Genomic DNA, 17,291 nt, shown 5'->3' on the forward strand with positions numbered 1-17,291 from the left:
TTCTTATTTTATAAAGTCAGTAAATCAATCACTAACCTAAAAATATGGGACTAGAAGATCCAGAAACAGAAATTTCAATACCATATAGATTATGCTTTCACAGACCTTTCACACAGAATTTATTTTACTCCCGCCTATGGCGCCTATCTATGGGTGAGCAGAATCCGCCCGGACGGGAGTTTCGCCCGCTGAACAGAGAACAGTTTGAGGCATTTGATAGCGCCGCTCAGGCAACGAACGACCCTCTCACGAAACTCACAACTCGGACGATTCCATATACTGGTCTCCGGAACGGTGAGTTCTGTCATCTCCGGGCCAACTGGCTTAAAGAAAAACCGAAGTTGGGAGTGACGGTCTTGAGTGTACCCCAAGAAGAGAAATGCACTGGAGGTATCGGCACTAGCGACGGCGAGAAAGATCAGAGCACGCGCGAGAGACCCTGTTACGAGTGCCGGAACAACCGACAGGGGCGGTGGAGACCGAGTTCACAGTACTCCGTTAGGAAGATTCCGATTGAAGCAGAGCCCGTGTGTGAGTTGTTGAGAGATTGGTTTTCTAAGCACGAGGAGATTCCGATTCTTCGTGATGCTGTTGCACGCCGAGTGAAGTCTGTCGCAGATGAGGCAGGTATCGACCGAAAAGTGACACCACGCGATCTCCGCGAGACGTATGGGATGATCCTTGCGAGCAAGGGATTCTCCCGAGAAGCTATTCGAGGGAGAATGGGACTACGTCATGGGAATATGCTGCCATCCACCAACGACATCTCCGTGGCATATTCGATGAAGTTCTCCGACAATAATTCAGACAACAACACCAACTCAGAGTCAAGCGCAGATGATAAAGATGGCAACTAAGAGTGTTGAATAACGTCAATGGTGTTGAGATAACGTTGAATTGAGTCGCCGCCGCTCGTGGTGAATGGCCTTTATCGACTATGTGTTCGATTACGAACGAACTACCAATCTCGCGCTTGCTTCCAACTATCGATAAGGGAAAGATGAATACTCCTCTTGGTTGTTGAAAATGTCGCACAGATGGCTGATTCTGTAGCTATTGATCTGAACGGTAGATCTCTGAAGTCCAGCCTCTTTTTAATGAAATCGGCGGAGATCACCTCGTCGCACTTGTAGCTGATGCTCACGTCGCGGAATTCTCCCCATTTCCATTATGACACGTCGTTGTTTGACCGGCATATATGTGTAGCCGAGTTCATTTCGTATACCGCGCACCATATCCCCGACGCCGTTCTTAGCGTCGTCTGATTCTTCGGGCGTGTAGAGCGCCTGAACCGTGAGTCATTTGAATCATTGATCAGCGTAGAACTCGCTGGTATGAACTCGCTGGTATAGGGCAGATCAAGGACAACTACAACGATCTTATGCCATCTAATTCTGCAATGGTTTTATATCCGATCGGGAGATCTCGGCCGGCAGCGATGCACTCGCAATCGATCAAGAACGAGGCCGACAGCGGACAGGGGAAAGGCGCATCATCCGATTGCCCATTGTCTCAAGGCTATTGCTATGTTGGAGGTATCGATGACTGAATCGAACTCACCATCTTCAAGTCCGGAAGAGTTCGTTGACGAACACCGCGAGGAGCTTATGGAAATCCTGCTTAACGGTGATAGAACACTCCGTGCGCTTGCGATTGCTATCCTTCTGGAAGGTGGCGATGATCCTGATATCGATCTCGTCAAGCGCGAGTTGGAGTTGTTCGAAGACCTTGACGAAAAAGTTCGAGAGGAGTTGAGATGAGATTTGAAAAAGACTAGCTGATGAACATCACGAGCCCTTGAAAACGGCTCGAAGATCATCTTCTCCCTCGCCCAACAATTCCATCACGCGATCGATATCGATCCCATCGTATTCGGTCATCAAGGTGAATGCGACACTCTCTTTCGTTAGTTCGGGGTTGGAGTCCATCGCCTCAACTATATCAAGAGCGGTTTCCATCGAACTAGCACTCACATCATAGTCACTAATCCGTTCTCTCAGATTCGACTTGGCGGCATGATTCATCTCCGCTTTGTTACGCAGTCTCTCCACTTCTGAGTCCCCTGTTTGCTCGTCTCCGCTCAGGTTCGAGCCACACCAGAAACAGGCCTCCAAATGTTGGGGAGACCACTGCTCACAACTGGAGCATTTGATCGGCGAGGGCTCGACATAGTCCTCCGCGATTTGGATCGGCGCACCGTCGATATCTGCGATCTGTTGGTTCGCTTCATCGCTGAATCTCGCGATGTAGTGTGCAGGAGCGGATGATCCAGCTTCCCAACCGAATCGGGTTCTAAGTGTGGATTGGTTGACTCCTTTCGCAGCGAGTATGCTCGCTCGACTTTTTCGAAATTGTTTGAGATTTGTTGGTCGACGATATCCGAGACGGTTTCCGATTCTACTACCACGCTGTTCAAATGTTGACTCCTTCAGTTTCTCGGAGTCTTTTTGTTTTGTCCATACCGGCTGGTCTGGAGGGAGGGACAGAGGCGAGGTCGGCAGTTTGACATCGTTGGTCATCTTGTCAACCTCCAAGAGCCACTTACGAAGGTACGGCATAGAGACCTGCAGGTGCGGGGTTCGATCGTATGTTTTGCTGTCTTCCACCTCGAATAAGAAGTAATCGCCCCGGTCGGAAAGATGGCCAGCTTTCATCCTAAATATTTCTGAGGGGCGAGCACCCGAGTCCCATGCGACTGCGATCAGTGCCTTATCTCGCAAGTGAACTTTCCCAGAGTCCAAGATCGGAACGACTGACTCATCCCAATAATGAATATTACTTCGTTTAGGTGTTGGATCGGTGTCTTTTTGTCGTGGAGAGAGGCTAGAGATATTTTCGACGTGGCTCGGTCGACCATCATCTCCCATAAGATCGCCGTACTGCCGAACCATATTTCGATAATGCGACTCTGTTTTCGGCGCAATTCGATCGCCATCTTCGGTCTTGTGTTGAGTGATCCAATCCACGAACCGTTCTGCTGCGCTCGGTTCCTCTAAAAGTGCTTCAAGCGAGATGCTGTGAGCGGAGTCGTCGTACCCGTTCGGTGTTGGCGGATTTCGGTATCTACAGAAAGCGAGGGTTTTCTGCAAAAGAGTCGTATGATATCTGTCTTTTTTATGCCGGGTCAAGCGTTCATCAAATTCTATCAGCAGCGGTTTGTCTTCTGAATCGACGGGAAGGGATTCCTTGGCTTGGTGTTCCGGAGCATCCTCGTAACACCGCTGTATGACTGTTCCGTCAGTCGGTACCTCCCGAATGGTCGCCTGCACCCGAGCGAGGCGTTCCTGAGTCATCGATCTGTGGGCATTCTATTTGTGGCGAGGGTGTTAAACCTCTAGGATAATTTACACGACCACAATAATACTTATGCTTTTGAGGGGTACCAGATGACCTCAAGGAGCAATAGAATTCATAAATAATATGTTAAATGCGGCCTTTAAATAGTATCCATCTAGCCCCTGTTGCACCACGGATTCGAACCCTCAAACCACCACTGCTAGAGGGATCCTTAAAAAGCGGCGTTCCGTAACCAGTCTTCGTTAACCGACATAAGATACGGAAGACGATTTCGAAGCATAGAATCAGGGGACATCTCTGGCGAGCGAGAGGGCTGTAACTGGGGGCCACATACGCTTTTATGAGACAGGCGTGAAATCGACTAACAAATGAGTAATTCCTCGGGCGACTATACTGTAGAGGAGGCGAAGGAAAATCTCGATGTCCTTCGAGCAGTCCCGGATCAGGTTGTCGAAGCAATTGGTGATGCGAGCGATGAACGCGTTCTCGAATTCCTGATCCGCGAACAGCAACTCGACATCCATCACGAGGGCGATCAAGGAGTCGGAGTGATCAGGCAGGCTGTCCTCGAATCGCCTCTTGCGTCACAGGAACTGAAGCGGACAGTCATCACTCGAGGTGACGACACTCCAGAAGAGATACTGGTTCCCGATGATGTCGAGAGGAACGCGAGAACTGCACTACGAACGGGCAAGCCGGTAGTCCTCTATGGCCCGACTGGGACTGGGAAGACGACGTTCGCAAAACAGCTCGCTCTCCAGCACTGCGTCGGTTTCTCACTACACACGGCAACGCCCTCGTGGACAGCGAAGGACATCATCGGGGGTATCGGGCCAAATCTAACTGGCTCCTCGGGCTATCGGTCGTTGAACTACGAGACTGAACTCGGTGCTGTCTCGGAAGGTGTTAAGCGGGCTCGCGATTTCGACATCCCCTACGCAGTCATCCTCGACGAAATAACCCGGGCCGATATCTCCCAGATCTTCGGGCCGCTGTACACGGCCATCGAAAATCGCAACCAGACCCTCATCGAGACTGACGACGGCGAGACTATCGAGCTGGACGAGGACGTGAGCATCATCTGCACGATGAATATGTCCGACCGGACGGTCAACGAGCTGGATAATGCAATCACCCGGCGATTCGCGATGGTCGAACTCGACGAATACGAGGACGATGACCGACGGTCACTATTCGAAGGTTGGCTTGAGGACAACCTCGGGGACATCCCCCTCCTCGGCAACGACGATCTGCTTGAGCTTTTCGAGTCCGACTACGACGGTATCAACAATGGCTCCGAGCAGGCTTCGCGTGGCCCGATTATGCGGTTCGGGCCGATGCATTACCGTGACGTGACGATCTTCCTGCGCGAGGCTCTCCAAGACGATGACCTGTATATGGACGCCCCCGAGCAGGCGGTCGGGCAAGCGTTCCGCACGTTCATCGTACCGCGCCTGCTGAACTCCGCGGCCTTCCCGCAGATCGAGCAGATCGAGGAGCACTATCGGGCACTCGACAACGACTTCGAGATGTTCGATCTCGCGCCGGCGGCCGACCTCGCCAGCCGGGAGCTTGAGGCTGAACGCCGTCAGATGGGCACCTACGAGCAATGAGCATCTCCGATCCGGACGCATCGTACACCTACCAGCCCGGGACGTTCAGCGTGCCCGAGCGCGGTGAAATCCGCATCGAAGGGTGTCCACCTTCGATCGACGACCAGCTCCGTCGGGCCTCCTTCGAGCAGGAGAGCGACAACGTCTTCGTGAAGACGCAGGAGTCGCTCGATGACCGCGACAAGGAGTACCGGGTCGTCAAAGTCCGGGTCGATGGCCCAGTACTGCACGTGACGGCGCGGGACAACGTGGGCATTGTCAGCCTCACGCCCCGGTCGAAGCTCCGCATCGAGCCGAAGATCGACTGGGACTACATCTTCGACATGCTGCTGGCGGTACACGGTCGGAAGCGGTCAGTTGAGTACCACGGCATCCCCCTCGACGAGTTCCGCACTGAGGACGTTGATCTGGAGGACGTCTTCCTGATTCTGGCGATCAACTACCTCAACGGGCTGGAGACCATCCACCGCAACGGGTTCGTACGGCGACTGGAGACACGGCGTGCTGACCTCGAACAGCCCCGGGGTGTCATCGACATCGAGCAGTCGCTGGTGAATCAGGCCGAGGGCCGCGCCCAGCAGCACTGTCTGCTAAAGGAGGTCAACTACGATAACGCGGCCAACTCGCTGCTCCACTACGCGGGCACACATCTTCTTCGGCTCTTCCGGCAGTACGAGGACGAGTACGACCATCAGGCGTACTATCACATCTTCTCGCAGGTGCATCAGGAGGTGCGCCACTTGGAGGAGCTGGACGTGACGAGCGGCCGTCGACGCATTCCCGAGTACCGACGCTTCTCTCTCCACGACCTCCCCAAGCAGCGCCACTATTATCGACAGGCCATCGAGGTTGCGAAGGCGGTAGTGGCTTCCTCGCTTGGAACGCCGTCGATGGAGGGCGACCGAGAGCTGGTCGTGGATTACGTGTTGAATATGGAGTCGCTGTTCGAGCAGTACTCGCAGGTCGCCATCGAGGACGAATTGGACGCCATCAAGACCTATGACCGGCTCGACCAGACCGCGAACGTCTCGGCCGTCCGGTCGCCAACGCTCCAGCCCTTCGAGAAGGAGGGACAAGTGTTCCACCAACCGGATCACGCCGTCGAGGAGGGCGACGAGACGCTGGCCGTCCTCGACTCGAAGTACTACGCCGAGGGCAAGGATCCGGTGAAGAGTGGCGGCTCGCGGTCGCGGCTGTTCAGTTACGCGTACCTGCTGAATACGCCACGGATGGGTTTCCTGACACCGCTCGGTGAGCCGCGGACGCGGACGGTCGCCCAAACCGGGGCGGAACTACAGGTGATCTCGCCCGACAGCGACCACTTCTCGCTCGATGGATACCACGCCTGCGTCCGTGACTACCTGCACGAGGCGCTCGCTGACGTGTATCCCGCCCTCGACGTCTACCGTGCCGTTGAGGAGCACGCTCTCTGTCTCGATCAGCACGACGCGTCCGCACTGGATCGCCTGACCGACCCGGATGGGCCGTTCGACTTCAGCAACGTCCACGAGTTCTCGCTTCGTGTGATCAACGCGGCCGCGGACACGCTATCGACACAGTACCGGTCGCGCTCCGATCTCGAACAAGATGGCAAGTGGACGCGGCGGCAAATCGAGACGCAATGCCGAGAACGGTCGGCGGAGTTCACGACTTGCGTCCCGGTCTTTCGTCGCGAGAACCGCGAGGAGCGAATCGACCTGTACTTCGTGACGCGTGGTGAAGACGGGAAGCCTACAGACGTTTCCGCCGAAGGCGATTTCCGGTTGCTCTGAGCAGGCACCTCAGAATGGTGCCGTGAGCCAGCCACCACTCCGACGCTCAATCTGCGGCCCAAACACGCGGCTGAGCCGGTAGAGATCACCGCCAGTCTGTAATTCAAAGTCCCGCTGACGTCGCTGAAACGACCCCTCGACGGCGAATTGGATAGTCGGCAGTGGACTGCGATTTTCAAGGGTGTTTGCGCTGCGATCCATCAGCGTCGACAGCTCGCTCGCCGCATCGTCGTCGCCAAACAGGTCGTCGAGGCCGACGACGCACACCTCGTCGGGCACATCGTTCTCGCGGAGCATCTCTTCGAACTCCTCGACCGGCACTCGGTGATCGAAGAGATCGTACTCGTCCTCGACGACGATGTTATACTCGCCGGGAAGTTTGCCGTGTTCGACCATCGTTACTCGAAGTTGATCTCGACCGAGATGTTTGATGCCTCGTCAGGCATACGCTCGAAGAGGTCGCGCACCTTCGTGAAGTCCTCGCCGGATTCAAGAGTGAGCTTTGTCATCGTCTCCTCAACTCTTGCAGTACCTTGGAGCGGCCCGGGAATCCCCATTCGATTGGTCAGCTGGAACCTGACCTCGCCGTAGGTGACCTCCCCGGAATCTTCTTCCTCTCGCCATTTCCGACGCAGCGCGGCTGCGTCGTCGCCGTTGAACACGAACCGCCAGCCACCGCTCGGTATGCGGAACTGGTAGCCCGGTGACCACCGTGTCGGGTCGCCAGAGCCGTCAGAGGCGATGACGTATTCGGGCTCCGCCTCACGTCCGAGGTTTCGAAGCAGGAACGTCTGGACAGCGTCTTCCGAGACCGACGCATCAAACCGGTCAGCCACACTCCCAACCGTGAACTCGTCGCCCCCATCGAGCCCCTCGATGTAGTCGAGGATCTGTTCGGCGATGTCATCCGAAACTACGGGGACAAGCGTAACGTCGGTCGGATCGCGCTTGTCAAGCCCGTCAGCGTACTCGCGGTTGATGTCGACGAGGTAGTCATCGACGAGGAAGTCCGTCACAGCCTCGCGGAACGCACGCTCGGTCTCGCCGTCAGGGAGATAGACGGTTTCGTCGCGTCGAATGTCTTCGAGGATACGGTGGGTGTTCGCTCGACCGCTGTCCTCTAGGGCTTCGTCGATGCGCTCGCGAACTTCGGACGCACCGATACGTTCAGCCTCGGAGATATCGCGGATCGTCGCGTCGGACTGGGCCTTCGTGACGATCTCGGTGCCGCTGTAGATGACGTATTGGCCGTCCTGTGCGAGCCGGCCAGCAGCGGTCATCACGGTGTCGTGGCCGTCACCTTCCAACCATATCTCGGTGTCTTCGAGAAGTTCAAGCTCGAAGTTCCCGATATCGACTGACTTGGTACCGCTCCCGAATCGCTGGCGGAGTTCCTGCTCGACATCATCGGCCGTCCACCGCTGGACGTCACGTTCGTGGAGGAGCGTCGTGTCGAGAGAACTCCCCTCAAGCGACTCCGAGAAGCCGTTCGAACCGTGGGTGATCACTGGCTTGTCTTCAAGGGCATCAACGACGGCATCAACCACGTCGCCCGGACTACCCGGGATTGGGTAGGTGGGCTGTCGGAGGAACTGCTCGTAGACATCTTCGATGCTGGCCTCGCCTCGCCGGTCGAGGAGGTCGTCAACGATCCCCCAGATATGCTGTTGGAGGTCAATTCCCTCGGCGGCGACGCTGTCGGCGATGTCACCAGCGTTGAGCGGCTCGCCATCGGAGACGAACACGTCGAGATCCATCTCGGCGGCCAGATCGAACTCGTTCAGGAGGTCGTCGCCGTCGAGAATCTCGCCGTAGGCGAGTTCGACGCGATCGCGGAGTTCGCGCTGCTCGTCCTCGCGCTGGCGCCTGACAGACGAGCGAATCTCGTCATCGAGCGAGTTGTCTTCGAGGACGCGTTCGGCACCCTCGATGTAGCGGGCCTTCTCGATGAAGCCCGTACCCGACTCGATCGCCTTGTCGCCGGCCGGCTGGACGAACACGAGCGTGTTACGCCACTCACGGCCGGGACTGCCGTCCGCGTTCTTGATGACGGTCTCGACCTCCTCTTGCGTCCAGTCATCCACCTTGACGACGACCTTGACCTCCCGGTTGTCAGGCACCTGCTTGAGGTCGCCGTCAGTGAACCCAACCGGGTACGCGTCGGAGCCAAAGACCTGTTCAACGGTGTCCGCGATCTGGCCAAGTGCAACTTTCTCGTCGACGTCCTCGGCCTTGTTCTGGATGAGTGCGTTGGGATTCTGCCGGTCGCGGATAGCGTACTTGCCGTTGAGCTTGTGGAGGTACCACGCGACGCCGTAGAGCTGTTCGAGGTTGAGGACGATGTCCGAGACGAGGTCTCCCGTCTGGTAGGTGCCCATCACGATCTCGGCCTTGCCAGCGCCCTCGCCCTCGTCTGGCTTGAGGCTGTAGAGGAGGATCGTGTTCAGGATGCGCCGGCCGTAGGGAATCGAATCGGGATCGACGCGGTTGCGGATGTCGTCGATGCAGACGCCCGGACGGTCGATATTGATCCGGGTCAGTTCGTCGTCGAACAGAACGGCGTCGATGTCGCCGTGCGTGACGAGGTCGGTCTCCTCGATGAGTCGGGAGGCGTCCTCATCGTCTGGATCGGCCTCGGGATCCGCAGCAGTTGTGAGAATTTTCGAGAAGAGATAGATCATCCCCCGCGTGTTCTGGTTGCCCTCGTCCGCGTAGTAGCGGGTCTCGAGGGCGTTGAGGAGAACGGGGTGGAACGGGTACGTGTCCCGCATTTTCTGTGCGAGGTCGCTCGGGATGTCGGAATCCGGGACGTGGTCGTTGTCGGCGTACGCGTCCACGTACCCCGAGACAATCTCGTCGACTGCACCCTTGTCGATGTCGTCAATGAGGCGGTGGCGGATGACCTCCTGCTTGCTCACCTTGCTACTCATATTGACCTCGGACGCGTTCTCGCGGTCGAGGATGTTGTGAACCTCCGAGCCCTTGCGGAGGACGGACACGATGGCGAAGATGTCGCTATCGTCGAGATCGGCGGTTTCGAGGAGAGCCTGCAGGAAGCCACGATTCCGCTTCTTGCGGTCGCCGCTGAGCGGCTCGAACCAGTCCTCGAGTTCGTCCATCAGGTAGGCGACCGTGCGCCCGTCGACCGCCTCCTGAATCGTCTCCATGTCGGGGTAGGGATCGAGGTCGCTGTCGGAGGGCTCGTAGTCGAGGATGTCGAAGAAAGGCTCCCATAGGTAGTCCGGTTGGCGCTGCTGGAGGGAGACGGTGACCGCTTCCGAGTTCTCGGCCTCGGGCAACGCATCGCTGAAACCGTCGACGTGGCGGTCGCCAAATCTGCCAGCGGCCTCGGGATCGGCGAAGCAGTGGTACATCGCCACCATCTGGTGGGACTTCCCACTCCCGTACGGCCCGTAGAGGATGTGCGTGCCGTAGTTCGCGTCACCACGGAGCGTATCTCGAAGGTCAACGAACCCCTCGCGGAGTCCCTGTGTCATCAGCGTCCGGTCGAAGAAAGTGGACGCGTCGGCCTCGAATTCGTCGTCTTCATCGACGTTATAGAGCTTGACTTGGCCGTCGATTTCGCCCTCTTCTCGGAGTTCTTGGCTTATTGTGACCGTGTCCGCGATTGATTGTGAGAGAGATTCCGTACTGGCCATCTGATGTCATATACACCGTATGTTGACCGCTTAAGTACTGTGACTCAACGCACACACATAATCCTCGATGGGAACAGTGGGGGATTGGTCAATCTCGACAAAGAGATTATTATATAAGCGGGAGACGTCCGAGACATGCTCCTCCATTTCGTTAATGATGATAAACATGCCTTCTATTTTCCAGATGCCTCTGATTTTGATCAGCACTGGAAAGAAGCCCAGTCCGATCCCGACCAGAACTACCATATCAAGGCGACTCTCCGTTCCGTGTTCGTTTGGATTGAGGTTGCGGAGGCGTTCGGTGAATCACCACAGTACAAGATTTGGGATTTGATAGAGAATACAAGTACGAATAGTCGAGCGTTAGTCGCGGCTGGAGCCGCCACTGAGTGGTACGAAAAGAGTGGACGAGACGCCTATGATAATGCCCGTGCTGCAATTTCCTTACTCGATCAGGCCTACGAAGATGCTATTGCACGAGGGTGGAATTCAGTTGCTCTGTTTTGTCTTCAGAGGATCACCGATCTCGAAAACCAGCTTAACTCCGCAGGTTCCATCGAGAAGGAACGAGCCGTTGATCTGATCGAGATCATCACCGATACGTCCGATGTCCATCTCGGAAATCTATCTGAGGCGCTGCAACTGCTCGTTGACAACGAACCAATTCTCAACCCACAGGGACAACACGAAAAGCGAGCATTTGTATTGTGTATTAAGCAGGCCAACCGTCTACGCAATCAGAAGCAGTTCTCCCAAGAGCGGAGCCTTCTGTCGACTACCATCGAATTGGCAGAGATACTGAACATACCGACAGCAGATCTAGAAGACAGGTATGTCGACACCTATCGACTCAATGCCGATCTACAATCGGAGCGAAGCCCCTCCCTTGAAGCCCACGAGCTTGTTCGAGCATTCGAAGACCAGACTGTACTTGATCGCCTCTCGGATGACGAAAAAGAAGAGTGGAAATCACGGTTACGTTCCGCTGTTCAATCCGCTGCACAAGAACTGAAGCGTGAGGGTGCGACCATAGACTCACCCCACCAACGGTATCTTCATCAGGCTAGCGTAGGGAAATTCGTTCGCCAATTCGAGCAGATCAAGGACGTGTACGATTCTGATGCTGCCTTGTTTTGGCTCCTGACTCACGATGAACTCATTCCAACTTACACTAAGGACACGGAATCATTCGGTATCCACGATATAATAACTCAGACGATGTACTCTCTCCAAGGGCATCTAATCGAGTTTGACCCTGACGAAGCAGATCTCTCAGCACGATATGCGATCGAAGCTAGAATTGCTATATCTACGATTGTCAACGTGATTAGCACGCTTATCTCCACTGGCAGTCTGACAGAGGCAGAGATCCACGCCTTCCTTAACGGGGTTCCAGATCTGGACTCGGAGAATCAGTGGTACCTCACGCGATTCATCTCCAACGTCTTTGACGGTAATGATGTTGAGGCAATTCATCTCGGTGCTACCCGAATCGAACCGATCTTGTACAATCTACTGCGGGAAGAGGGAGAGGACGTAGACGCGCTTATGGAAGAGGGGACTGGAACGCGGACACTCGGGAGTCTCATTCCAAAGCTAGACCAGTACGTGAGTGCGGATTTTCAGGAGTACCTTCGCTATGCGTACCATAAACCAGTCGGGCAGATGTTTAGTGGGAATATCCGAAATCGGGTCGCTCACGGGTTATTACTCCCGAGAGAGAACAACAGATTGTACTCGTTGCTCATACTGACTGACCTCCTCCGAATTGTGACTCGAATGAATCTCACAGTGCATCACGCCAGACACGGTATTCCAGACACTGTTCTCCTACCAACTCGGGGCTTGAACACGTCTTTCCCTCTTGTGATACGGTCGTATAGTCAATCTGAGCTACCCGATCTGGGGCGATTCTTGGAATATCTCGATGGTCAATCTCGCACAGTCGATGAAGTCGCCGAGTACTTCGACATTCCCTACAGTTTGGCGTTGACAAGTATCCGCCTCTCAGAAGCCGAAGCGGATGTTTCGTTTGATGAAAAGTCCGGAGTAGTTGAGAAAGACTGGCTCTCTGGTCATAGCCTGCCTGCGTGGTTTTAATTGCGCACGATCCGTCTACCGGGGTAGTAATGACATCTCCTGATGAGGTATTTCGAGATTTCGCCGATAGTGAGGAGGCTCAGGAGTACTACGACGACCACAACCGTACGCGAGACGAGGTAGCTGAAGAGAACCTCGGGCCACTCATCGACGAGTTCCTAAACGGTGAAGTAGACATTGTCGAGTTTCGGAACCGGAATAACGGACTCAACAAGCAACACCCGCTCTGGGGATTCGACGGGTTCGTCGGCGGGATGCACTTCAACAAACTGCTCAAGGCCGTCCCGGACGAGTCCGAGTTAGAGGAGAAGCTCCGAGACGTCATCCAGCCACCGGAGAGTGATGCAGAAGCCCACGAAACGATCGACGCATTCGCCGAATACACACAGCGGCTCAAGGAGAACGACCTCGATTCTGATCCGTTTCCGAAATCGACGATTTTCTTCCTCAGCTATTTCTGGCACATCCAGCAACCGGACGAGTGGCCGTTGTACTACCCGACGACGGAGCAGTACCTCAAGGAGGAGGGGCTATTCGAGATGGAGGAATCGTACGGAGCGAGCTATGTGGACTTTATCGGGACGATGGATGATCTCCGGGAGGAAGCGTCGACGTGGTTAGAGACTCCCGTTGAATACCGAGACGTTTCGAATGCGATCTACTGGCACGAGGAGTGGGATGAGTCTGAAATTGAGGAAGAGGAGACAAGCGGAGAAACCAAAGAAAGGGACACGTTCGTCGATGTCGACAAACCGTATCTTCCACCTGTTGTGGCCGATCTGGACGAGGTGGCGGCCGGGACTGACGAGGCTGTAAACCGGTACGCACCGGTCGACACAGATCTCGCGGTCGTCTTCGAACAGAAATGCGGTAGACTGTTCGAGATGCTCGGGTTCGACACTGAGATCTTGGGACAGGGGTCAGGGCGTAATCCAGACGGGATCGCCATCGCGGCTCGGAACGACTACGCGGTCATCTACGACGCCAAGAAGCGGGAAGATGGGTATCGAATTGGTCGGGACGATCGAACGATCCGGGAGTACATTGAGGCGCACACGCGTCGGCTCCGCGATCAGGGGAAGCGGCACATCTACTTCGCTATCGTCTCAAGTTCGTTCCGAGACACCGAGGAATCGACGCTTCGTGACCTACGAACGAACACTGACATCGACAACATCGTCCTGCTGAAGGCAGAGGTTCTCCAAGAACTGCTCCGAATGCGACTTGAGGAACCGTACCTGAACCTCAACGACGTAGAGTGGGTATTCGGAAACCGACCGGGGGAGATACAGTCCGAGGAATTGGAGAACATCGTCCCTGAATGGCGGCAGAGTGATACCGAGTTCTTCGTTTCGTAACCCGGCAGTCAAAGACCAGAAACATATACAACCCTGCCGGGGAACGTAAGAGACAATCAATGTCTAAGGAGATCGGGCAGTCTGATGAGAGCGAGCGAAAGACACTGCCAATTGAAAAGGGATTTCCTATCGAACGCGTCAACGAGATTGCTGAGAAAGAGGAACGCGCGAAGCGCCATTATAGACCAATTTACACAATGCACAAGTGGTGGGCAAGACGGCATGGTTGTGTCTTTCGTGCTATTTCCCTCTACACTCTTCTAGATGATTACGAAGACATCACGGTTCACGAACCGGGTAAGAATGGCACGCTCAGTGATTACAGGAGTAACAGCGGTGAAATACAGGAACTTTTGGAAAGTGTGGAACTCGCTAATCCTGAAAGTCTATGGAAATTGTATCCGAAAGATGTCCGCGTAGAGGATAAAAAAATCCTTGACCCGTTCATGGGTGGTGGTACATCTTTAGTAGAGACTTCTCGATTTGGTGCCGAATCGGTGGGATATGACTTAAATCCGGTTGCGTGGTTCGTGACAAAGAAAGAGATTGATGCTGGCCAAACTGATTTAGATGAATTAGAAGAGGCATTTCGGCAGGTGAAAGAGGACGTTTCTGAGGATATTCTTGAATATTATCGGACTCCCTGCCCTAATGGGGATCATATGGCAGATGTGATGTACAATATGTGGGTGAAGGAGTTGGATTGCGTTTCTTGCGGGTCAACCGTCCCTCTCTATAAGGATTATCGTGTTGGGAAAGGGCGATACGAGAACAAAGGTGGCTATAATGTCCTTTGTCCGGCGTGTGAATCTGTCGTATTCGTTGAGGATTGGAAAGAGGAATCCACTTGCTCCGAATGCGATCACCAGTTTACACCTTCAGAGGGCAATATTGATAGGGGATACATCTGCCAAGATTGCGGACAAAAGTATGGAGTTCTAGATGGTATTCAGGAGCAGGGAGGATTTGACCAACGGCTCTATGCTGTCGAATATTATTGCCCCACCTGCGATTCAAAAGGGCTGTCCAAATCAAAGGTTAAAGGCTACAAAGCGGTTGAAGAAGAGGATATTCGTCTATATGAGGAAGCATCAAAAGAATGGGCTAATTCGGATGAGCTAAAGAGATACATTCCCGACGAAAGGATTCCGCCCGGAATCAAGACAGATAGCACCTTGTTTGAGGGGAGTATCGGTGGCGGTCATAATGTCCTCAGGCATGGATTTAAACAGTGGAAAGATATGTTCAACGACCGCCAGCTGTTGGCTCTCGCGAAGATCTTAAAGTCTATTGATGATATTGAAAATCAAAATGTTTCTGAATATCTCCTCTTAGCATTATCAGATGCGTTACGAACAAATACGATGATGACTCCGTATCAGTCGTCCGCCAACAAATCTAATCATATTTTCAAGTCGAATTCATTTGATCCCCCCCAACAGCCGGTCGAGGGTAACGTTTGGGGTACTGAGTATGGGATGGGGACATTTGAATCAATATGGGAGATGGTGGTTAACGGGGTAGAGTACGCACACAACCCAACTGAAAGATATATTGAGGATGGTGATACAACTGAGTCATCACCCTTTAGTCAGAAGATTGGGCAAGGCGCATCGGTGCATTGCGAAGATATGAGAAAGTTAGATAGTGAGAATGAATTTGATGCGGTAATCACTGATCCTCCATATTATGACAACGTGATCTATTCGGAACTATCTGACTTCTTTTACGTTTGGCTACGGGTTCTTTTGAAAGACGAATATGATGTATTTGAACCAGAAAAAACGCCCAGAGCCGAAAGTATCGTAGCTAATCCGGCTGCTCAGAAGGGAGCTGCTGAATTTGAAGACGAAATTCGGCAGGCATTCAATACAGCCTCAAAAGCACTCAAACAAGATGGTGTTTTGGCTTTTACCTATCACCACAGCGACGTTGAATCTTGGGGCGAGTTATTGTCTGCACTTTGTGATGTGGGATTTGAGGTGACCGCAACTTACCCCATTTCTGCTGACACTCACAAATTTTTCGAAGGTGAAGCAGTATCCTTTGATATTATCATAGTCGCTCGGCCAGCAAATGAACGTGACCCAATCTCATGGAATAGTCTCCGCCGAAACATCTACCGAACTGCTCAGAAGACCCGACAGCGCCTCGAAGAGAATCGCGACCTCTCTCGTGGCGATATCGGTGTCGTTGAGATGGGACGATGTTTCCACGAGTATTCGAAGCACCACGGCAAAGTCGAACGCGCCGGCGAGACGATGACTGCCAAGGAGGTAGTCGACGAGATCTATGGCGTCATTCAGCACGGCAGCGACATCGGCGAAATCGATGTCTTCCTCGACCTGCTGGAGACGCCAGATGCGTCCTACGACGACCTCAACAAGCTCTCCCGCGGGACGAACGCTACCCCCGAACGTATGGAAGATATGCGCCTCTACCGGATGGATGACGGCTTCACACTCGGAACGTGGGACGACGAGAAACGCATCGCCTATATCCAGTCGCGCGTCGACAGCGACGAGGAACTCACCGACCTCGACAAGGCGCAGTTCCTCCGCTACCGCTGGGAACACGGTAAGTCCGTCTCCGAGTACCTCGGCGAATGGGAAATTACCGACGACCTGCGCGAGCTGTGCGAAGGGTTGGCCGATGCGACCGGCGACGACACCTACCGGAACATTCTGGAGTCGCGACTAAGCGACTTCTGAAAATCTCTACTTTACGCTGACTACGGGGATGACCTCATCCCATTTGAAATCTAATTCCCCTTCCAAAGGTTCCGTATCGGCAGAAGTTATCTGAATCTTCTTTTCCACCCATTCGATCTCTCTAAAATCGTCCGCATTTATTCGCGGTTCCGTATCTACGAGCGGTTGAGTGAAATCTCCGTCTTTCGAGGTCTCAACGCGAATAGGACGGGTTTCCCATATATCGTCGCCCTCTTCGAAATCTTCTGAATCCTTTCGGTCACCAAACCGAATGATGGTATGGTTACCGTTTGGTGGTGAAGCTTCGGAGTGTGCATAGAACAAATCAAACTGTGCGGACTCATCACGATTCAAATTAATTCTCGTCGGAGAATCAGATTCATTCCAAGTTGGTACTATATCGACAATATATTTCTTTTGTACCGTAACTTCGTACGACTTGAATCCCCCTTCTGGAGCAACGTCTGGCCGCTCCTCAGTCGTTTCTCTATAACCAATGAGTCGGATTCTCGGTTTACAATTAGAAGCAACTGATCTACCTTTATTTGACACCTCCACTCGGTATCTCCCCCAAGTCATCGGCTCTTCATAGTGTGACTCTCCCTCTTTGATGATCCCTGACGCAAAAGCCAGTTTTGGACGTGAATAGAACCTCCAGAGCCATTTTGAGCCGAGTGTGGCGACGAGCCCTCCAATCGCACCAGATAGTAACGTCGTAGTGAGACTCATATTCGCGCATCTCACCCCTTTATAAAAAGAGTGAGTCCTTTACTTCGCTATC

At 53.9% G+C, this 17,291-nt stretch carries 11 protein-coding genes; 7 read left to right on the forward strand and 4 right to left on the reverse strand.

The features are described from left to right. The first annotated feature begins 149 nt into the window (after window positions 1–149). Together H5V44_RS16745 and H5V44_RS16750 are read left to right on the forward strand one after the other, a co-directional pair. Window positions 150–857: a tyrosine-type recombinase/integrase gene (locus H5V44_RS16745; RefSeq protein ID WP_185194282.1), complete on the forward strand. Its 708-nt coding sequence runs from the start codon at window positions 150–152 to the stop codon at window positions 855–857. Window positions 858–1,541: 684 nt separating this feature from the next. Beyond that, on the forward strand, window positions 1,542–1,760 hold the full coding sequence (locus H5V44_RS16750; protein ID WP_185194283.1) for a hypothetical protein: 219 nt from the start codon (window positions 1,542–1,544) through the stop codon (window positions 1,758–1,760). A 27-nt stretch (window positions 1,761–1,787) separates the two neighbouring features. Here H5V44_RS16750 and H5V44_RS16755 read toward each other — a convergent pair whose 3' ends face one another. Next, window positions 1,788–3,293, reverse strand: coding sequence for a site-specific integrase (locus H5V44_RS16755; protein WP_185194284.1), 1,506 nt, complete (start codon window positions 3,291–3,293; stop codon window positions 1,788–1,790). A gap of 372 nt (window positions 3,294–3,665) precedes the next feature. On the opposite strand from H5V44_RS16755, the gene H5V44_RS16760 reads away from it, so the two are divergent. Together H5V44_RS16760 and H5V44_RS16765 are read left to right on the forward strand one after the other, a co-directional pair. Then, window positions 3,666–4,910: an AAA family ATPase gene (locus H5V44_RS16760; RefSeq protein WP_185194285.1), complete on the forward strand. Its 1,245-nt coding sequence runs from the start codon at window positions 3,666–3,668 to the stop codon at window positions 4,908–4,910. 2 nt (window positions 4,911–4,912) lie between these two features. After that, the gene (locus tag H5V44_RS16765) at window positions 4,913–6,682 is read left to right on the forward strand and encodes an McrC family protein (RefSeq protein ID WP_394354566.1); all 1,770 of its coding nucleotides are present in this window, start codon (window positions 4,913–4,915) and stop codon (window positions 6,680–6,682) included. A 9-nt stretch (window positions 6,683–6,691) separates the two neighbouring features. Here H5V44_RS16765 and H5V44_RS16770 read toward each other — a convergent pair whose 3' ends face one another. Further along, window positions 6,692–7,078, reverse strand: a complete 387-nt coding sequence (locus H5V44_RS16770) for a hypothetical protein (protein WP_185194287.1) — start codon at window positions 7,076–7,078, stop codon at window positions 6,692–6,694. Window positions 7,079–7,080: 2 nt separating this feature from the next. Continuing rightward, window positions 7,081–10,341 carry a DUF499 domain-containing protein gene (locus tag H5V44_RS16775; protein ID WP_185194288.1) on the reverse strand — a complete coding sequence of 1,087 codons (3,261 nt, stop codon included), beginning with the start codon at window positions 10,339–10,341 and terminating at the stop codon, window positions 7,081–7,083. Window positions 10,342–10,476: 135 nt separating this feature from the next. On the opposite strand from H5V44_RS16775, the gene H5V44_RS16780 reads away from it, so the two are divergent. Genes H5V44_RS16780 through H5V44_RS16790 form a run of 3 tightly spaced genes read left to right on the forward strand, consistent with a single transcriptional unit; the run spans window position 10,477 to window position 16,510 of the window. After that, entirely contained in the window at window positions 10,477–12,441 is a 1,965-nt protein-coding gene (locus tag H5V44_RS16780) for a hypothetical protein (protein WP_185194289.1), read from the forward strand. Window positions 12,442–12,470: 29 nt separating this feature from the next. After that, complete coding sequence (locus H5V44_RS16785; RefSeq protein ID WP_185194290.1) at window positions 12,471–13,799, forward strand: hypothetical protein; 1,329 nt, start codon at window positions 12,471–12,473, stop codon at window positions 13,797–13,799. Window positions 13,800–13,858: 59 nt separating this feature from the next. Continuing rightward, window positions 13,859–16,510, forward strand: a complete 2,652-nt coding sequence (locus tag H5V44_RS16790; RefSeq protein WP_185194291.1) for a DUF1156 domain-containing protein — start codon at window positions 13,859–13,861, stop codon at window positions 16,508–16,510. Window positions 16,511–16,516: 6 nt separating this feature from the next. Here H5V44_RS16790 and H5V44_RS16795 read toward each other — a convergent pair whose 3' ends face one another. Continuing rightward, a complete protein-coding gene (locus tag H5V44_RS16795; RefSeq protein WP_185194292.1) occupies window positions 16,517–17,239 on the reverse strand; it encodes a hypothetical protein in 723 nt (240 codons plus the stop codon). Between the last annotated feature and the right edge of the window lie 52 nt (window positions 17,240–17,291).

The sequence above is a fragment of the Halobellus ruber genome (assembly GCF_014212355.1).
GTDB classification, from domain to species: domain Archaea; phylum Halobacteriota; class Halobacteria; order Halobacteriales; family Haloferacaceae; genus Haloquadratum; species Haloquadratum rubrum.